General features: G+C 40.0%; 20 protein-coding genes. All 20 read left to right on the top strand.

Features of this window, described 5'->3' with window-relative positions:
* Positions 1–8: 8 nt before the first annotated feature.
* Positions 9–275 (top strand): RNase P modulator RnpM, encoded by a 267-nt coding sequence (gene rnpM / locus ACFS5O_RS15275; RefSeq protein WP_197220793.1) that lies wholly within the window; start codon positions 9–11, stop codon positions 273–275.
* Positions 272–577 carry a YlxQ family RNA-binding protein gene (locus ACFS5O_RS15270; protein WP_205726132.1) on the top strand — a complete coding sequence of 102 codons (306 nt, stop codon included), beginning with the start codon at positions 272–274 and terminating at the stop codon, positions 575–577. Before rnpM ends, ACFS5O_RS15270 begins: the two co-directional genes overlap by 4 nt.
* 15 nt (positions 578–592) lie before the next feature.
* Entirely contained in the window at positions 593–2,911 is a 2,319-nt protein-coding gene (gene infB / locus ACFS5O_RS15265) for a translation initiation factor IF-2 (RefSeq protein ID WP_205726133.1), read from the top strand.
* Positions 2,908–3,186, top strand: coding sequence for a DUF503 domain-containing protein (locus tag ACFS5O_RS15260; protein ID WP_205726134.1), 279 nt, complete (start codon positions 2,908–2,910; stop codon positions 3,184–3,186). The genes infB and ACFS5O_RS15260 overlap by 4 nt, the downstream gene beginning before the upstream one ends.
* A gap of 31 nt (positions 3,187–3,217) precedes the next feature.
* The gene (gene rbfA, locus ACFS5O_RS15255; RefSeq protein ID WP_066393771.1) at positions 3,218–3,601 is read left to right on the top strand and encodes a 30S ribosome-binding factor RbfA; all 384 of its coding nucleotides are present in this window, start codon (positions 3,218–3,220) and stop codon (positions 3,599–3,601) included.
* Between the two features lie 81 nt (positions 3,602–3,682).
* Entirely contained in the window at positions 3,683–4,594 is a 912-nt protein-coding gene (gene truB, locus ACFS5O_RS15250; protein WP_318300204.1) for a tRNA pseudouridine(55) synthase TruB, read from the top strand.
* A 24-nt stretch (positions 4,595–4,618) separates the two neighbouring features.
* The gene (locus tag ACFS5O_RS15245; protein WP_205726136.1) at positions 4,619–5,557 is read left to right on the top strand and encodes a bifunctional riboflavin kinase/FAD synthetase; all 939 of its coding nucleotides are present in this window, start codon (positions 4,619–4,621) and stop codon (positions 5,555–5,557) included.
* 139 nt (positions 5,558–5,696) lie between these two features.
* The gene (rpsO, locus tag ACFS5O_RS15240) at positions 5,697–5,966 is read left to right on the top strand and encodes a 30S ribosomal protein S15 (RefSeq protein WP_066240919.1); all 270 of its coding nucleotides are present in this window, start codon (positions 5,697–5,699) and stop codon (positions 5,964–5,966) included.
* Between the two features lie 193 nt (positions 5,967–6,159).
* Positions 6,160–8,274, top strand: coding sequence for a polyribonucleotide nucleotidyltransferase (gene pnp / locus ACFS5O_RS15235; RefSeq protein WP_205726137.1), 2,115 nt, complete (start codon positions 6,160–6,162; stop codon positions 8,272–8,274).
* Positions 8,275–8,476: 202 nt separating this feature from the next.
* Complete coding sequence (locus ACFS5O_RS15230; protein ID WP_318300205.1) at positions 8,477–9,451, top strand: polysaccharide deacetylase family protein; 975 nt, start codon at positions 8,477–8,479, stop codon at positions 9,449–9,451.
* Between the two features lie 78 nt (positions 9,452–9,529).
* On the top strand, positions 9,530–10,771 hold the full coding sequence (locus ACFS5O_RS15225; protein WP_205726138.1) for a M16 family metallopeptidase: 1,242 nt from the start codon (positions 9,530–9,532) through the stop codon (positions 10,769–10,771).
* 299 nt (positions 10,772–11,070) lie between these two features.
* Positions 11,071–11,961 (top strand): dipicolinic acid synthetase subunit A, encoded by an 891-nt coding sequence (dpaA, locus tag ACFS5O_RS15220; protein ID WP_205726139.1) that lies wholly within the window; start codon positions 11,071–11,073, stop codon positions 11,959–11,961.
* Positions 11,962–11,966: 5 nt separating this feature from the next.
* Positions 11,967–12,560: a dipicolinate synthase subunit B gene (dpaB, locus tag ACFS5O_RS15215; RefSeq protein ID WP_205726140.1), complete on the top strand. Its 594-nt coding sequence runs from the start codon at positions 11,967–11,969 to the stop codon at positions 12,558–12,560.
* A 152-nt stretch (positions 12,561–12,712) separates the two neighbouring features.
* Positions 12,713–13,756: an aspartate-semialdehyde dehydrogenase gene (asd, locus tag ACFS5O_RS15210; protein ID WP_205726141.1), complete on the top strand. Its 1,044-nt coding sequence runs from the start codon at positions 12,713–12,715 to the stop codon at positions 13,754–13,756.
* Positions 13,757–13,777: 21 nt separating this feature from the next.
* Complete coding sequence (gene dapG, locus ACFS5O_RS15205) at positions 13,778–15,043, top strand: aspartate kinase (RefSeq protein ID WP_205726142.1); 1,266 nt, start codon at positions 13,778–13,780, stop codon at positions 15,041–15,043.
* Positions 15,044–15,055: 12 nt separating this feature from the next.
* Positions 15,056–15,925, top strand: coding sequence for a 4-hydroxy-tetrahydrodipicolinate synthase (gene dapA / locus ACFS5O_RS15200; RefSeq protein WP_205726143.1), 870 nt, complete (start codon positions 15,056–15,058; stop codon positions 15,923–15,925).
* Between the two features lie 107 nt (positions 15,926–16,032).
* Entirely contained in the window at positions 16,033–16,269 is a 237-nt protein-coding gene (locus ACFS5O_RS15195; RefSeq protein WP_205726144.1) for a hypothetical protein, read from the top strand.
* Between the two features lie 359 nt (positions 16,270–16,628).
* A complete protein-coding gene (locus ACFS5O_RS15190; protein WP_205726145.1) occupies positions 16,629–18,296 on the top strand; it encodes a ribonuclease J in 1,668 nt (555 codons plus the stop codon).
* A gap of 91 nt (positions 18,297–18,387) precedes the next feature.
* On the top strand, positions 18,388–19,128 hold the full coding sequence (locus ACFS5O_RS15185) for a ClpP family protease (RefSeq protein WP_205726146.1): 741 nt from the start codon (positions 18,388–18,390) through the stop codon (positions 19,126–19,128).
* Positions 19,125–19,334, top strand: a complete 210-nt coding sequence (locus ACFS5O_RS15180) for a YlzJ-like family protein (protein WP_205726147.1) — start codon at positions 19,125–19,127, stop codon at positions 19,332–19,334. Before ACFS5O_RS15185 ends, ACFS5O_RS15180 begins: the two co-directional genes overlap by 4 nt.
* The last annotated feature ends 90 nt before the right edge of the window (positions 19,335–19,424 follow it).

Genomic DNA, 19,424 nt, shown 5'->3' with positions numbered 1-19,424 from the left:
TGGAGACAATGAAAACACGTAAAATTCCGATGAGAAAATGCGTAGCCTGTCAAGAGATGAAGGCTAAAAAAGAATTAACACGTATTGTCCGCTCACCAGAAGGAGAAGTCTCTGTCGACACGTCAGGGAAAAAATCCGGAAGAGGAGCCTACCTTTGTCATGAACCAGCTTGTATCGAACAAGCAAAAAAGAAAAAGGTTCTTGAGTCACATCTCAAAACAAAGATTCCAGCTGATCTGTTTGAACAGCTTGAAAAAGGAAGTCATACATCTTGAAACCAACTCCTTGGGAAAACTTTCTTGGAATAGCAGCTCGAGCCGGTAAAGTCATATCCGGTGAAGAACTAGTTGTGAAAAGCATCCAAAAGCAAAACGCGAAAATTGTTCTGCTATCAAAAGATGCTTCTGATAATACAAAGAAAAAAGTTACAGATAAATGTGCCTTTTACAAAATTGATCTTGCTTGGGTAGAAGATCGCAATGTTTTAGGCAGGGCTATCGGTAAGGAGCAACGAGTTGTAGTTGCTGTAAATGATCAAGGATTTTCTAAGAGATTGAAGGAACTTCTTGATCACTAACTCGGGGGTGAACATATGAGTAAAATCCGCGTATACGAATATGCGAAACAGAAAAATGTTCAAAGTAAAGACATTATTGAAAAGCTTAAAACGATGGATGTCCACGTTGCGAATCATATGTCTATGATTGATCAGGCAGCTCTTAAAAAGCTGGATGAAGCTTATCGTCCAAAGACCAACAAAGATCAACCAAAATCAACGAATCAAAATCAACTCCCTAAATCAGATGTGAAAAATAGCAACCCTGGTAATGACACCAAATCTAATAAAAAGGAAGTTCAAAAAGAGAGTAATATGAAAATAAAAAAAGAGAACAATAACTCGTCACAAGCTAAAGGACCAAAGTCCACGAATACTAACAACCAAAGTAATCAGAACAAAACTAGCAACAACACTCAAAACAAAAATAGCAACAACAATCAAAATAAGAGCAATAGCAATCATCCAAACAACAAGAATAATAACAACAGAAACCAAAACAATAATAGAAACAACAACAAGAACAATAACAATCGCAACAAACAAAACAGAGGCGGCGGAAACCAGCAACAACAAGCTCCTCAGAAGAAAGTTCTTGAAACACCGAGCAAAATCACTTTCACTGAATCCCTTCAAGTAGGTGAATTGGCTAAAAAGTTAAACAAAGATACGTCTGAGATCATTAAAAAGTTAATGGGCCTTGGAATCATGGCAACGATCAATCAAGAGCTTGATAAAGAAGCGATCGAACTGATCGCAGCAGACTATGATGTAGAAGTAGAAGAAGAGATCATCGTAGATGAGACTGAATTCGAAAACTACGAAATCGTAGATGAAGAAAAAGATCTTCAAGTTCGTCCGCCAGTCGTTACGATCATGGGTCACGTTGACCATGGTAAAACAACGCTTCTTGATGCGATCCGTAACACAAAGGTAACTGCAGGTGAAGCTGGTGGAATTACACAGCATATCGGTGCTTATCAAATCACGAACAACGGAAAACAGATTACGTTCCTAGATACTCCTGGACATGCTGCATTTACAACGATGCGTGCTCGTGGAGCTCAAGTAACAGATATCACGATTCTAGTTGTAGCTGCTGATGACGGTGTTATGCCTCAGACAGTAGAAGCGATCAACCATGCTAAAGCAGCAGAAGTTCCAATTATCGTTGCTGTAAACAAGATGGATAAAGAATCGGCTAACCCAGATCGCGTTATGCAAGAACTAACTGAGCACGGACTTGTTTCGGAAGCTTGGGGTGGAGATACGATCTTCGTAAACGTATCTGCGATTAAAGGTGACGGAATTGATGATCTGCTTGAGATGATTAACCTTGTGTCTGAAGTTGAAGAATTAAAAGCAAATCCAAACCGTACAGCAGTCGGGACTGTAATCGAAGCACAGCTTGATAAAGGCCGTGGATCTGTAGCAACTCTTCTCGTTCAATCGGGAACGCTGAACGTTGGTGATCCAATCGTAGTAGGACACACATATGGTCGTGTTCGTGCGATGGTCAACGACCTTGGCCGCAGAGTTAAAACGGTAGGACCTTCTACACCAGTTGAAATCACTGGATTGAATGATGTTCCACAAGCTGGTGATCAGTTCATGGTCTTTGCTGATGAGAAAAAAGCTCGTCAAGTTGGTGAGTCACGCTTCAAAAAGCAACAAGATGCACAACGTAAAGAGTCTTCTAAATTAAACCTTGATGACCTCTTTAATCAGATTAAAGAAGGTGACATCAAAGAAATTAATGTCATCATCAAAGGTGATGTTCAAGGTTCTGTTGAGGCACTTGCAGGATCGTTACAAAAGATCGACGTTGAAGGCGTAAAAGTGAAGATCATCCACTCAGGTGTTGGAGCGATCAACGAGTATGATATTATGCTTGCATCCGCTTCAAACGCGATCGTGATCGGTTTTAACGTTCGTCCTGATAATGGTGCAAAGCGTACGGCTGATGCTGAAAAAGTTGATGTTCGTCTGCATAGAATTATCTATAACGTAATTGAAGAGATCGAGTCAGCGATGAAAGGGATGCTTGACCCAGAATTCGAAGAAAAAGTGATCGGGCAAGTTGAAGTTCGTACGACTTTCAAAGTTTCTAAAGTCGGTACGATCGCTGGATGTTACGTTACTGAAGGTAAGATCACGAGAGATTCTACTGTTCGCTTGATTCGTGACGGTGTTGTATCTTACGAAGGTAAGATCGATGCACTTAAACGATTTAAAGACGATGCTAAAGAAGTATCTGCTGGGTATGAATGTGGGATCACGCTAGAAAAGTTCAATGATATTAAAGAAGGCGACATCATTGAAGCTTACATCATGGAAGAGATTAAAGTAAAATGATCGGGTTCTTAACGGTTGAGTTTTTTATCTATGAAGCACAGTCGTTAAAAGATAAACTTTCAGTTGTTCAAAAAGCGGTAAACAGGCTTCGTCAACGATTAAACGTGGCTGTATCTGAAACAGATCATCAAGATTTGTGGCAGCGCGCAGAGATAAGTATGGTTACCGTTTCTTCGGACAAAATAATAGCAGAAAAAGAATTGCAAAGAGCACTTGCGATCATTACATCTATTACTGAGTTGGAAGTTACACGTTCAAACATCGAGTGGCTGTAAGGCAAGTGGCAAGAAACGGGGTGTAGTAAAAATGGGCACAATCCGTTCCAATCGTATTGGGGAACAGATGAAAAAAGAGCTTAGTGACATTATAGGCCGAAAAATCAAAGACCCCCGCGTAGGTTTTGTGACCGTTACGGCGGTAGATGTAACTGGTGATCTACAGCAGGCAACTGTTTATGTTTCTGTGTTTGGTGATGCCGATCAAAAGGAACAAACATTGCGAAGTCTAGCGAAAGCTACAGGTTTTATTCGTACGGAAATCGGAAAACGAATCCGCATGCGTAAAACACCAGACATCTTTTTTAAATTTGATGAATCTCTAAATTATGGAAGTAAGATCGAAAGTCTTTTGTCTGATATCAAACGTGAGGATGAAGAAGACGAAGAAAACGAAGAGCATCCGAAACCATAATAGCAGATGGATAGGCAATTAATTTTGTCTATCCATTTTTTGCTTACAAAACGTGATAATGTGATCGAAGGAGAAGCTTTTATGAGTGCAAGACAAGGAATTTTGGCATTGAAAAAACCTGCTGGTATGACATCACATGATTGTGTGGCAAAGATACGAAGAATCTTTAGAACCAAAAAGGTGGGTCATACAGGGACATTAGATCCTGAGGTAACAGGGGTTCTTCCTATTTGTATCGGAAGAGCGACAAAGATCGCAGAGTACATGTCAGACTATGGCAAGGAATATATAGGTGAAGTTACTTTAGGATTCTCTACAGAGACCGAAGACGCTCACGGTGAAAAAGTAGAAGAAAAACAAGTAGAAAAAGATATCCCATTTTCGGCGATCAAAGACATTTTACAGTCTTTACAAGGAGAGATCGAACAGGTTCCACCGATGTATTCCGCGGTTAAAGTTAACGGTAAAAAACTTTATGAATATGCGAGACAAGGGCTGACTGTTGAACGGCCGAAACGTAATGTTACGATTCATGAACTCGAGCTGATCAACGATAGTGATTTATTGAGTAAAGAAGAGCCGGTATTTTCCTTCCGAGTACGATGTTCCAAAGGTACATACGTTAGAACACTTGCTGTTGAGATCGGTGCGAGACTTGGATATCCAGCACATATGTCATCTTTGATCAGAACAGCATCAGGACCTTTTACTATTGAAGAATGTGTGAAGTTTGAGCAGCTTGAAAGCGGTGAGACGCCTTTAGATGATTATCTGTTTCCTCTTGAAAAAGGAATCTCTCACTTTCCAAAATGGACAGTTACAGAGGACTTGTTGTTTAAGATTAAAAATGGTTCTGTGCTTGAAGCACCAAATGATTTGGTAGAAAGCCCTTTTGGTGTTTATAATGAAGAAGGAAAATGTCTAGCCATTTATGAGAAACATCCTTCAAAACCAGGTTTAATAAAACCGGTTAAAGTGTTAGCCATTGATTAACGAAAGAAGTTAGTAGGTGAGTTTTTGGAAACGATTGTTATAAGTCATCCGCATCATTTTGAACAAGATAACCTTCCATCAACTGTATTGGCTTTAGGTTATTTTGACGGAATTCATGTAGGACACCAACGTGTGATCAACACGGCAGTAGAGCTTGCAAAGCAGAATAACGCCGTTCCTGCTGTTATGAGCTTCCATCCGCATCCGTCTGTCGTATTAGGCAAGAGTGATCAAAATTGGACCTATATCACACCTTTAGAAGAAAAAAAGAAGATTCTAGAGGAGATGGGTGTAGAGCGATTTTATCTTGTGAAATTTGATCATGTTTTTGCAGGTCTCGATACTCAGGAGTTTGTTGATCAGTATGTGATCGGATTGAACGTAGTCCATGTTGTTACTGGTTTTGATTTTTCATATGGAAAGTATGGAAAAGGAAACGTTGAAACATTAGTAAAAGAGTCTAACGGAAAGTTTGGACAGACGGTTATTGAAAAGATTGAAAAAGATGGCCAAAAAATAAGTTCTACATTGATTCGCAACTACTTAAAAGAAGGTCAAGTCGATGAGATTGAGCCTTACTTGGGTAGAAGATATAAACTTAACGGTACAGTGATTCATGGGGATAAGCGAGGTCGTACCATCGGGTTCCCGACTGCGAACCTAGACACCGATCAGTATTCACTGCCAAAAGTCGGAGTTTACGCAGTCGAGGTTTCTATCGATAACAAAAATTATCTAGCGATGGCGAATGTAGGCTACAAGCCGACATTTAAAGATGATCAAAAAAAACCTTCCCTTGAAGTGCATATCTTCGACTTCAACAAAGAGATTTATGGTGAAGATGTTCGGATCACTTGGTTGAAGAGAATCCGTGATGAAAAGAAATTTAATGGAATTGATGATCTTATCGCGCAGCTTCATGCAGATAAAAGCAAAACGTATGAAATCATACAATCACTGTAATAAAAAACTTGCATTTATTCTATAAAAAGTCTATGATAATAACTGTACATTTTAATGTGCACATAACCATTGCTTGGCAAATCGAGTCACCGACGTTTGCTCGGTAATTGGTGTTTCTATTATTAAGGAGGTGAAAAGGATGGCTATTACTCAAGAGCGTAAGAACGAACTAATCAGCGAGTATAAGGTACATGATACGGACACTGGATCTCCAGAAGTTCAAATCGCTATCCTTACTGAACAAATCAATGAGTTGAATGATCACTTGCGTACACACAAGAAAGATCACCACTCACGTCGTGGTCTATTGAAAATGGTTGGTAAGCGTCGTAACTTGTTAACGTACCTACGTAACAAGGACATCACGCGTTACCGCGAATTGATCGGAAGACTTGGATTACGTCGTTAATCCAGCAAAGCGGGATATATTTCCCGCTTTTTTTATTGCAAGCATTCATCCATAAACGGCACGAAACATGTTATTCTTGGTATGTATGAGTAAATTCTTTCGAGTTTTTCTTTTTAGGAAGGACTCCGTTAGGATATAATAGAACCATAATATGATAGGATTTTTCTAAGTGTTGAGAGGAGTACCAAGTAAAATGGATCAACAAAAAAGAACTTTTACAATGGACTGGGCGGGTAGAACGCTTACGTTCGAAATTGGAGAATTAGCAAAACAAGCAAACGGTGCTGTAATGGTCAGATATGGTGATACTGCAGTGCTTTCAACAGCTGTTGCATCAAAACAGCCTAAAAACCTTAGTTTCTTTCCGCTGACAGTAAACTACGAAGAGCGTTTATATGCAGTTGGTAAAATTCCAGGTGGATTTATTAAACGTGAAGGACGTCCAAGCGAAAAAGCTGTATTGGCGAGTCGTTTGATCGACCGTCCTATTCGTCCTCTATTCGCAGATGGTTTCCGTAATGAAGTACAAGTTGTCAGCACTGTAATGAGTGTAGATCAAAACTGTTCTTCAGAAATGGCTGCGATGATCGGATCATCCCTTGCGTTGTCTATTTCTGATATTCCTTTTGAAGGACCGATCGCTGGAGTAACTGTTGGTCGAATCGAAGGCAAATTTGTGATCAATCCAACGGTTGAACAAAATGAAAAAAGTGATATTCAATTAATTGTAGCGGGTACTAAACATGCTATCAACATGGTTGAAGCTGGTGCAGAAGAGGTTTCTGAAGAAGTGATGCTAGAAGCAATCATGTTCGGTCATGAAGAGATCAAGCGCTTAATCGCTTTCCAAGAAGAGATCGTTGCTGAAATCGGTAAAGAAAAGATGGAGATTGTTCTTCATGAGCTAGATAAAGATGTTGAACAAGAAGTTCGTGAATTTGTTGGAAACGATGTGAAAGAAGCAGTTAAGGTTGTTGAAAAGCATGCTCGTCAAGAAGCTTTAGACGCTGTAAGTGCAAACGTCGCTTCTCGCTATGAAGAAGATGAAGATAAAGCCAGCGAAGCAAAAGAGGTTTTACATAAACTCATCAAAGAAGAAGTACGTCGCTTGATCCTAAAGGAGAAAGTACGTCCGGATGGAAGGAAGACAGATGAAATCCGTCAACTTTCTTCAAAAGTTGGCATTTTAGCAAGAACGCATGGTTCAGGTCTATTTACACGTGGGCAGACTCAAGCGCTCAGCATCTGTACATTAGGTGCTCTTGGCGACGTTCAAGTCCTTGATGGTCTTGGTGTGGAAGAGTCAAAACGTTTCATGCATCAATATAATTTCCCTCCATTCAGTGTAGGTGAAACTGGGTTTATGCGTGGACCAGGTAGACGTGAAATCGGACATGGTGCACTCGGTGAACGTGCTTTAGAGCAAGTGATTCCGAACGAAGAAGAGTTCCCATACACGATTCGTCTTGTTTCAGAAGTATTAGAATCCAACGGTTCTACATCACAAGCAAGTATTTGTGCAAGTACACTTGCGTTGATGGATGCTGGTGTTCCGATTAAGGCACCAGTTGCTGGTATTGCGATGGGTCTGATCTCTGATGGTGAAGATGTAACGGTGTTAACGGATATTCAAGGCATGGAAGATCATCTTGGAGATATGGACTTTAAAGTGGCAGGAACTCCTAACGGTATCACTGCTCTTCAAATGGATATTAAAATTTCAGGAATTAATCGTGAAATTCTTCAAGAAGCTTTAACACAAGCAAAAGAAGGACGAATGATCATCCTAAAGTCTATGCTTGCTACACTTTCAGAATCTCGTACACAACTTTCTCAATATGCACCTAAGATCTTAACGATGAAGATCAATCCGGATAAGATCCGTGATGTAATCGGGCCGAGCGGGAAGATCATCAACAAGATCATTGAAGAAACGGGTGTTAAGATTGATATCGAGCAAGATGGTACAGTCTTCATCGCTTCAACTGACGAAGCTATGAACAAAAAAGCGAAGAAAATCATTGAAGATATTGTTCGTGAAGTTCAAGTAGGTGAGTACTACATGGGTAAAGTTAAACGTATCGAAAAGTTTGGTGCGTTCGTAGAACTATTCAGCGGTAAAGATGGACTCGTTCATATCTCTGAACTTGCTGAAGAACGTGTAGGAAAAGTTGAAGATGTTGTAAAGCTTGGTGACGAGATCATGGTTAAAGTAATGGAGATCGATAATCAAGGTCGTGTTAACTTATCTCGTAAAGTTGTATTGAAAGAAGAAAAAGCAAAGAACGAGCAGCAACAAAACGCATAAAATAAATAGCAAAAGACTGATCCATACAGATACATTGTATCATTGTGGTCAGTCTTTTTTTGTGTGTTGTAATAATAGCTCTTTACTTAAGGATTGGTACAACAAGAGCCGATACACTCCTTTTAATACATACACAAGCGGTTTTATAAACGTTCTAACCTGTCCAAATCGTTCATACCTTGGTTACAGGGAGGGAGTTCATGTGAAAAATAAAATTCTTCAATGGTCATTAGTCGTTATGGTTATCACTTCGATAGCATTTTCGTTGCATAATCCATTCACAAGCACGTATATTGAGAGTTTGAAGGCTCAGAGTATAGCCGTTTCACAAATGGAGTCTAATTCAATCTATCAGCAGATCAAAGAAAAAGCAAAGGAGCTTAATCGTCCTCCTAAAAATGCAGAAATTGATCCGGTCTGGAAAGCAACTCCTGGTTATAATGGTGTTGTTGTCGACATGGACGCATCCTTTAAAGCGATGAAGAAAGCAAATAAATTTGATCAAAATAAACTTGTTATAAAACAAATAAATCCTAGTGTTCATCTTGGAGACCTTCCTGCATCACCTATCTATAGAGGGAACCCTGAAAAACCTATGGTTACACTATTAGTTAACGTTGCATGGGGAAATGAGTACCTTCCTAGCATGCTTCAGACGATGAAGAAGAATAATGTGAAATCTACTTATTTTCTAGATGGTTCGTGGGTGAAGAAGAATCCATCACTGGCTAAGATGATCGCAGAAGAAAAACATGAGATCGGTAATCACGCTTACTCCCATCCAGATCTTAAGAAGATGACCAATACAAGAATAACCGAGGAACTTAAACAAACGAACGAAGTGATACATGCGACACTCGACATACAGCCAAAATGGTTTGCTCCTCCAAGTGGCAGTTTCCGGAACGACGTTGTACAAATCGCTTCGGAGATGGATATGAAGACCATTCTTTGGACGGTGGATACGATCGATTGGAGAAAACCTAATCCTGATGAGATGGTAAACAGAGTTCTCAGTAAAGTTCATCCTGGTGCAATGATCTTAATGCATCCAACAGAGTCATCCTCTGCCGGTCTTGAAAAACTCATTAAAGGAATTAAAGCAAAAGGATATAGCATCGGAACGGTTTCAGACTTGATGGATGAAACGAGATTAGTTCCTAAAACCATCAAGTAAAGTTGTGTACGCGTTATGATAATGGTATATTGTTCCTATGATTTATGTGGAACAACTGACAGCTAGGGGGAAACAAGTTTGATTAAAAGATATACATGCTCAAACGGCGTGCGAATCGTTCTGGAAAACATTCCAACAGTACGCTCTGTAGCGATCGGAGTTTGGATCGGCACAGGCTCTAGGTTTGAAAACACAAAAAACAACGGAATTTCGCATTTTCTAGAGCACATGTTCTTTAAAGGAACGAAGACGAGAACGGCACGAGAAATTGCTGAATCTTTTGATAGCATCGGTGGACAAGTGAATGCTTTCACTTCTAAAGAATACACGTGTTATTATGCTAAAGTTTTAGATACACATTCACCATATGCTTTAGAAGTATTAGCGGATATGTTTTTTAACTCAACCTTCGATGAAGGAGAGTTATCGAAAGAAAAGAATGTTGTCTTAGAAGAAATTAAAATGTATGAAGATACACCTGATGATATTGTTCATGATATGTTAAGCCGTGCTAGTTTTAAAAACCATGAACTCGGCTTTCCGATTTTAGGTACAGAAGAAACATTGAACACATTTACGGGTCATACACTTCGAGATTATATGGATACTCATTATGTGCCGGAAGAAGTAGTCATTTCTGTCGCAGGAAACGTCGATGAATCGTTTATAAAGGAAGTTGAAAAATGGTTCGGTGACTACAAAACAAGCGGAGTGATTAAGCCGGAAATTCAAACGCCAGTATTTTATCCTGAGAAGCTAACCCGTAAGAAAGAAACAGAACAAGCACATCTTTGTCTTGGATTTCCTGGACTCTCTCTAAAAGATGAACGCAGCTACAGTTTGATCATTTTAAATAATATTTTCGGATCAAGCATGTCTAGCCGTTTGTTTCAAGAAGTACGAGAGCAAAAGGGGTTAGCTTATTCTGTGTTCTCTTACCATTCAGCTTTCCAAGATAATGGGATCTTTACGATTTATGGAGGAACAGCTCCACATCAATTAGATGAATTGTATAATACGATCTTAAATATTGTAGATGATTTAAAAGAGAACGGAATCACTGACAAAGAATTAAAGAACTCAAAAGAACAGATAAAAGGAAACTTGATGCTGAGTCTTGAAAGCACGAACAGCAGAATGAGCCGCAACGGAAAACACGAGCTCATCTTAGGCTACCACCGCACTCTTGATGATATGGTGGAATCGATCGATAACGTTTCAAAAGACGATGTAGACACGTTGGTTCAGTCTATCTTAAGTGAAGGCTGTTCAGCTTCTCTAGTGAGTCCGTCTGGAGATCTTCCAAAAGTCCTTCAATAGCATAGCTACTATACTAAGAAACCCGGAATGTATCCGGGTTTTTTCTCGTTTTTAGATATCTTCCTTAAAAATGGGCTTAATGTTTTCTGAATGCCCCAAACATAGGAGTAGCTCATGAATATAATGGTGTTGATTGAAAGCTTATGATCGTGTTTATTAGCATCTAGCGTTTTTTAAATAGTCGTATACCGTTGTGCAGAATGTCTTTCTGTAACCAGATAGGCGGGGTGTTCATATGATGGTGAACGTGGATAGTAATCCCCTGCAAGAAAAGGAACAACGGAGAAAGGGGAGAAAGAATGTTAACGGATTTGCATATCGCGGTTTTTGGCGGCGATGCGAGACAGTTAGAAGTTATTCGGAAACTAACAGAACTGGATGCGATACTTACACTTATTGGTTATGACCAACTTGATCATGGATTCACTGGAGCTTCAAAGATGGATATAGATGAAGTAGACTTCACAAAGTTAGACAGCATCATTCTGCCTGTAAGTGGAACAGGACTTCAGGGGGAGATCGATACTATCTTCTCAAATAAAAAAATGATTCTTACAGAAGATCATCTTAAAAAGACAAAAAACCATTGCCAAGTATTTTCAGGTATCAGCAATTCTTATTTAGATGGTATCACAAAAAACAGCAATAGAAAGCTAACCAAACTATTTGAAAGAGATGATGTGGCGATCTATAACAGCATTCCTACTGTTGAAGGAACGATCATGATGGTCATCCAGCACACGGATATCACCATCCATCAATCAAATACGGTTGTGTTGGGATTTGGTCGTGTAGGAATGAGTGTAGCGAGAACATTCCAAGCATTAGGAGCGCGTGTAAAAGTGGGAGCGAGAAAATCTGAGCATATGGCAAGGATCTCTGAGATGGGGATGATCCCTTTTCATTTAGATGATCTAAAGAATGAAGTCTATGAAACGGACGTTTGCATTAACACGATTCCCACACAGATCGTGAATGCTGATGTCATCTCAAAGTTTCCTTCACATACATTAGTTGTTGATCTTGCTTCAAAACCTGGGGGCACTGATTTTAGGTATGCAGAAAAGCGTGGCATCAAAGCACTTCTTGCACCAGGATTACCAGGAATTGTAGCTCCTAAAACTGCGGGTAAGATTGTTGCAAATGTACTTTCGCAGCTCTTAATCCATGAATTTAAGCGGAAGGGGTAATGATGATGGATTTTAAAGATAAGCATATCGGTTTTGGCTTAACGGGATCTCATTGTACGTACGATGTCGTGTTTCCTCAGATTCAAAAGCTGGTTGAGTTAGGAGCGAACGTTTCTCCATTTTTTACACATACCGTAGGTCACACGACTACACGTTTTGGAGTAGAAGGAGAATGGGTGGAAAAGATTAAAGAGATCACTGGAAACGAACCGGTAGATTCTATTGTAAAGGCTGAGCCATTTGGACCGAAAACACCACTTGATTGTATGGTCATTGCACCGTTGACAGGAAATTCGATAAGTAAATTTGCGAATGCGATGACAGATTCTCCTGTATTAATGGGTGCAAAAGCAACACTTCGTAATCAAAAACCTGTCGTTCTCGGAATTTCTACGAACGATGGTCTAGGATTGAACGGTGTAAATATCATGAGGTTGATGGCAACAAAAAATATCTATTTCATTCCATTCAGCCAAGACGACCCAGTCAAAAAGCAAAATTCATTAGTCGCTCATATGGATGCTCTTATTGAAACGATTGACCTCGCAATTCAAGGGAAACAGCTCCAGCCAGTTCTTAGGGTAAGAGATTTAGGGTAATCCAACGAACAACAGAAGAAAATCCGTTCATAACCTCAAAGTTTATGATAAAATATGATAAATTATATGGATTAACTAGGAGAAACTAAATCTTTGAGTTTCTCCTTCTGTTGTAGATTGCTTACCTTAAACAATAAAGGAGTTAATAGAGTATGAGTCAAAAATCATTTCATGTAGCTGTTGTAGGAGCGACTGGCGCAGTTGGCCAGCAGATGTTAAATACGTTAAGTGAAAAAAACTTTCCTATAAAAAAGTTATCTCTTCTGGCAAGTAAAAGATCAGCAGGACAGGTCATCACGTTTAATGGAGAATCTCATACGATTCAAGAAGCAACTCCTGAAGCATTTGAAGGTGTTGATCTAGCATTGTTCTCAGCTGGTGGTTCTGTTTCCAAAGCTCTTGCACACGAAGCGGTGAAGAGGGGTGCGATTGTTGTAGACAACACGAGCGCATTTAGAATGGATCCGAACGTACCACTCGTTGTACCTGAAGTAAATGAACAAGACTTATTAAAACATAACGGAATCATTGCGAATCCGAACTGTTCAACGATACAGATGGTCGTTGCCCTTCAGCCTCTTCATGAAAAGTTCGGGCTGAAAAAAGTAATCGTATCTACTTACCAAGCGGTTTCAGGAGCTGGAGCTAAAGCTGTTGAAGAACTAAAAGATCAATCAAGAGCGATTTTGAACGATGAACCATTTGAAGCTTCCATTATGCCTTGTGCCTCAGACAAGAAACACTATCAGATCGCTTTTAACGCGGTTCCTCAAATTGATAAATTTGAAGAGAACGGATATACGTTTGAAGAGCTTAAGATGATGAACGAAACGAAGAAGATCATGCATCTAGAGAATTTAGAGATCGCTGCAACTTGCGTTCGTTTACCAGTTGAGACTGGACATTCAGAATCTTTGTATGCAGAGTTTGAGAATGGTAACCCTTCCGTTCAAGAAATAAGAGAACTACTTAAAACAGCTCCTGGTATTACACTTCAGGATCAGCCTGAAGAGCAGATCTATCCTATGCCAGCAATAGCTGCAGGTCTCCCTGACGTATTTGTTGGTAGAATACGTAAAGACTTAGATCGTGATAATGCGTATCATATGTGGGTCGTGTCAGATAACTTACTTAAAGGTGCTGCATATAACTCCGTACAAATCGCAGAGAGCTTGATTAAATTAAATCTGCTTTAAATATATAAAGAAGGTGCATTCATGAAGATAATCGTTCAAAAATTTGGGGGAACTTCTTTAAAAGATGATACAGGCCGCATTGAGGCGATTCGTCATATTAAAAACGCGGTAGAAGAAGGCTATAAAGTCGTTTGTGTCGTTTCGGCGATGGGACGGTTCGGTGATCCGTATGCGACAGACTCTTTATTGAGTCTTTTAGGAGATAAGAACAAGATTTCGAACCGAGAACAAGATCTTTTGTTGTCTTGCGGAGAGATTATTTCATCGGTCGTATTTTCTGGATTGTTAAATGCCAACGGCCTTTCATCTGTAGCTTTAACAGGTCCTCAAGCAGGATTCAGAACAAATGATGACTTTTCGAACGCACGAATTATCGATATGAAAGTCGATCGGTTAAAGTCTGAACTTGAAAACAATCAAGTAGTTGTGGTTGCAGGGTTTCAAGGACAATCAAAATCTGGGGATATTGCAACACTCGGAAGAGGAGGAAGTGACACGAGTGCTTCAGCCTTAGGTGCTGCTTTAGAAGCTGAATTTATTGATATTTTTACAGATGTAGAAGGAGTCATGACTGCTGACCCTCGACTAGTTAAGGATGCAAGACCCTTATCTGTCGTAACCTATGCAGAGATCTGCAACATGGCTTATCAAGGAGCTAAGGTCATTCATCCACGTGCCGTGGAGATTGCCATGCAAGCCAAGATTCCTTTACGTATTCGTTCAACGTATTCAGATCTACCGGGAACACTTGTTACATCAGCAGTAAAAGGCCCTCTAGGAAAAGACGTTCAAGAATCGATCATTACGGGTATTGCACATGTCTCAAACATTACCCAGATTAAAGTTTATGCGAACGATGGGCAGTATGATCTTCATACAAAAGTGTTCAAAGCGATGGCTCAAGAACAAATTTCAGTAGACTTTATCAACATTAGTCCAAAAGGTGTCGTCTATACGATTATGGAAGACAAGACAGATTTGGCTTTAGCAAAATTAAAAGATCTTGGATATGAACCTGAAGTGAATCGAGATTGTGCCAAAGTATCAGCAGTTGGAGCTGGAATCGCAGGAACTCCAGGGGTGACGGCGGCTATCGTCGAATCATTGTCCAGCAGAAACATACAAATTTTACAATCTGCTGACTCACATACTACGATTTGGGTCCTTGTAAAGAAAACAGATCTTATTGAATCAGTAAATGCTCTTCATTCCGCTTTTCGTTTGAATGAGGAAGGAATATCTGCAAACTTACAAGAAATTGTACAGCAGCAGTTTAATGAGTATTGAGGAGTGAAGGAAATGGATTTCGGAAGTATTAGCACCGCGATGGTAACACCTTTTGACAGCAAAGGTAACATTGATTTTAGCAGAACCACGAAATTGGTTAACCATCTGATCAACAATGGAACTGATAGTCTAGTAGTAGCAGGGACTACAGGAGAATCTGCTACATTAACGACAGAAGAAAAAATTGCCCTTTTTAAACACGTTGTAAAAGTGGTGGATGGAAGAGTTCCTGTGATCGCAGGAACGGGAAGCAACAATACGAAAGCATCTATTGATCTTTCAAAAAAGGCTGAAGAAATCGGTGTGGATGCTATTATGATCGTAGCGCCGTATTATAATAAACCGAGCCAAGAAGGGATCATCGCCCATTATAAAGCGATCGCAAGTGCTGTAAGCCTTCCGATCATGGCGTATAATATCCCAGGAAGATCAGTGATCTCATTCTCTGTTGATACAGTTCTTCGACTAGCTGAAGTGCCAAACATTGTTGCGTTGAAGGATGCTGGCGGGAATTTAGATACGATGAGTGAAGTGATTGAGAATACACCTGAGGATTTTGTTGTATATAGCGGTGACGACGGCTTAACCCTTCCATCTCTAGCGATAGGAAGCGCAGGAATCGTTTCGGTAGCTTCACATGTGATCGGAAACGAGATGCAAGAGATGATCAAGGCGTTTAGAGAAGGTGAGAATAAAGAAGCTGCGCGTATTCATCGGAAGTTGCTTCCGGTTATGCAAGAGCTCTTTAAAGCGCCTAGTCCCGCTCCGGTTAAGACAGCGCTACAAGTAAAAGGACTTGATGTTGGCGGCGTTAGATTGCCGTTACTACCTTTAAATCAATCTGAAAGAGAAGCACTCTCAAACAAATTAAATAGCTTATAAAAAGTAGTAAAGAAGGGCTTCGCATGCGAAGCTCTTTTTTCTTATGTACTCATCAGCGATCAATATAAACAAGCCCCGTCTTACATAGACAGGAGCTTTTTTAATAGGTGAGCGTATTAGTGTTGTCGCGTTTTGTCGAAGATTGTTTAATAAATTTTATCCGTGAAATTATTGACTCTATACGTGAATATATTTTGATTTACCGTGAAAATAAAATGGATTACCGTGAAATTATTAAACGTTGCGATTTCTACAAACAAAAACTTTCACTTAAACTAGATCGAATTGCAGTCGCATCATCTTTTAATAAACAAAAAGACTTTGATTCAATCAAGAAACATTGAATTAAAGCCTCAATTTTATTCAATTATGATATTTCCGACCCAGTTTTATGTCTCTTCCTATTCTCATATTGGGGCAGTCCAGACTCAGTCAAGAAAGTGTTCTCTGCCTTCAATCATCTTACTTTTGACTGCGACGCTCCCATTGTAGCAAAAAAGGTGAGACTACGAAGGCGCTTTGCAAAGGGGGGATGTAAATAGACTAAGACCAAAGTTCAAAAACAATTAGGAAGCACTTTAACCTTATTTTTATTTGTCTTTTGCTCAGTCTTGTTTTGTATTCCTCTCATAGAGTATAATGATTTTAAGTGACGTGATCGGGATTTATTTTTTTTACATACAACATAGGAGGAATATACACATTGTCAAAACAAAATAGAGATAAAATTAAAGTTTTTGCCCTGGGCGGAGTCGGTGAGATCGGCAAAAACATGTATGTCGTGGACACAGGTGAAGAAATCTTTGTCATGGACTCAGGTCTGATGTTTCCTCAAGAGGAAATGCTTGGAATCGATATCGTCATACCAGATGTGACCTACTTGAAGGAAAACCTAGAGCGTGTGACCGGAATCTTCTTAACACATGCCCATGAAGACCATATCGGCGGGCTTCCATATGTTTTAAGACAAGTACCCGTACCTGTATATGGAACACGTTTGACGTTAGGACTTGTAGAAGCAAAGCTAAAAGAAGCGGGACTATTGCGTTCGACAGAGTTAAATTTAATTGAAACGAACCAAAAGCTTTCATTTAACAGTGCGAAGGTGAGCTTCTTCCACGTAAATCACAGTATTCCAGATGCAGTAGGAATTGCAATTCACACGTCACAGGGAATTATTGCAAATACTGGTGATTTTAAGATCGATCATACACCAATCGATGGACAGCATACAGAGTTCGGCAAGATCTCAAGCCTAGCTGAAGAAGGAGTACTGTGTCTGCTATCAGATAGCACGAACGCAGAACGACCAGGCTCTACAGGTCCAGAAGCACAAGTCGGACAAGAGATCCTTGATGTGTTCCAAGCGGCAAAAGGAAGAATAATCATTGCTTCATTTGCTTCAAATGTACACCGTGTTCAGCAAGTGATGAACGCTGCTGCAAAAACAAACAGAAAAGTAGCTGTTAACGGAAGAAGTATGGTAAAAGTTGTTGATATCGCATCACAACTTGGCTATTTGACAATCGAAAAAGATCTATTAGTAACGATTGATCAAGCAAACGATTACAGTGATGAAAAAGTAGTTATCTTAACAACGGGTAGCCAAGGTGAATCGATGGCAGCGTTGTCTAGAATGGCACAAAAATCACACAAGCAGATCGCTCTTCGTCCTTCAGATACAGTCGTAATTGCCGCTACCCCGATACCTGGCAATGAAACTTCAGTTGCGAAGATGGTTGATAAACTGATGCGTACAGGAGCAGATGTTATATTTGGTCAGAAAAAGGTACACGTATCCGGACATGGTAGTGCGGAAGAACTTAAGTTCATGCTTAGTATGATGAAACCGAAATATTTCATGCCAGTTCATGGTGAGTATAAGATGCAAAAAGCGCATCAAAAATTAGCGATTGAAGTTGGAGTTGAAAAAGACAACATCTTTATCGTGGATAAAGGTGAAGTGGTAGAGTTCGCCAACGGGTTCGCTCAAAAAACAGGGAAAGTACCGTCAGGAAACGTATTAGTAGATGGTCTTGGTGTAGGAGATATCGGAAACATCGTGCTTCGTGATCGTAAACTATTATCACAAGATGGGATTTTAGTGGTCGTTGTTACGATCAGTAAAGATTCTCATAAACTGATTTCAGGTCCTGAGATCATATCAAGAGGCTTTGTATACGTACGTGAAAGTGAAGCTCTTCTTCAAGAAGCAAATACAAAAGTTCGTGACGTACTTGAAAAGTGCATGAACGAAAATATGAAAGAATGGTCTAGTCTGAAGTCAAACGTTAGAGATACATTAAGTCAGTATCTGTTCGAAAAAACGAAGAGAAGACCAATGATCATGCCGATCATAATGGAAATTTAACCCGCTGATACAGCGGGTTTTTATTTTTTTCTCATATCAATGGAAAAAACGCCCATACTAAGAAGAACCTAACTTAGAAGGGGTATGAATTATGGATCAGACACCAGAAACAGAAACACCACAAACAGATGCACCTAAAAAGGACGATAGCTCGGGACTTATACAGAAGATACAGTCGTTAGGACAAACGAACGTACCTACAATGGAAGGCTCGAGCATACATTGTTTGACGATCGTGGGCCAGATCGAAGGGCACATGCAGTTACCTCCTAACAATAAAGCAACAAAATATGAACACTTGATTCCGCAGCTAGTAGCCATCGAACAGAATCACAAGATCGAAGGACTTCTTGTTATTCTGAATACAGTAGGTGGAGATGTGGAGGCTGGCCTTGCGATCTCTGAGATGATCGCATCCCTCTCAAAGCCTAGCGTTTCTCTCGTATTAGGAGGAGGACATTCTATCGGAGTACCAATAGCGGTCAGCGCTGATTATTCGTTCATCGCTCCAACGGCTACTATGACCATCCATCCTGTTCGACTGACAGGTCTGGTCATTGGAGTACCACAAACATTTGAGTATTTAGACAAGATGCAGGACCGGGTGATTTCTTTTGTTACGAGCCATTCAGAGATCACAGAAGAGCGATTTAAAGAATTGATGTTCTCTAAAGGGAACTTGACTCGTGATATCGGTACCAATGTGATTGGAACGGATGCCGTAAGTGATGGACTCATAAACGAAGTAGGCGGAGTCGGCCAAGCGCTCAAAAAGTTAAACGAACTGATCGAAGCGAACAAAAATGAAGACGATAAAGGATTAACACAATGATCTGGTACACGATGCAGCCTTTTGAATTGATGTTTCCGGAAGAAGGAAACGAACAATCTGCGCAGAATGTTATACTTTATAATAACGTCCCTGTCCTCATCGAACGTATGGGCGATGAGACAAAGATCGTTCAGATCATGAGCACAGATCCTTCTCATTTCTTACTGGAAGACTGCCAACCTGGAATGGTGCTGCGAAACTTTTAAAAAAGTCATCTAAGAATTATGCTATACTAGTACAAAGCAGCCTTCAATTTTGCAGGGCTGCTTTTCTTTCTATTTTTGTTCATACATACA

It is taken from the genome of Fictibacillus nanhaiensis (assembly GCF_042686385.1).
Taxonomy (GTDB): domain Bacteria; phylum Bacillota; class Bacilli; order Bacillales; family Fictibacillaceae; genus Fictibacillus; species Fictibacillus nanhaiensis.
The sequence above is the reverse complement of the archived record's forward strand: the minus strand, read 5'-3'. Positions and strand labels throughout refer to the sequence as shown.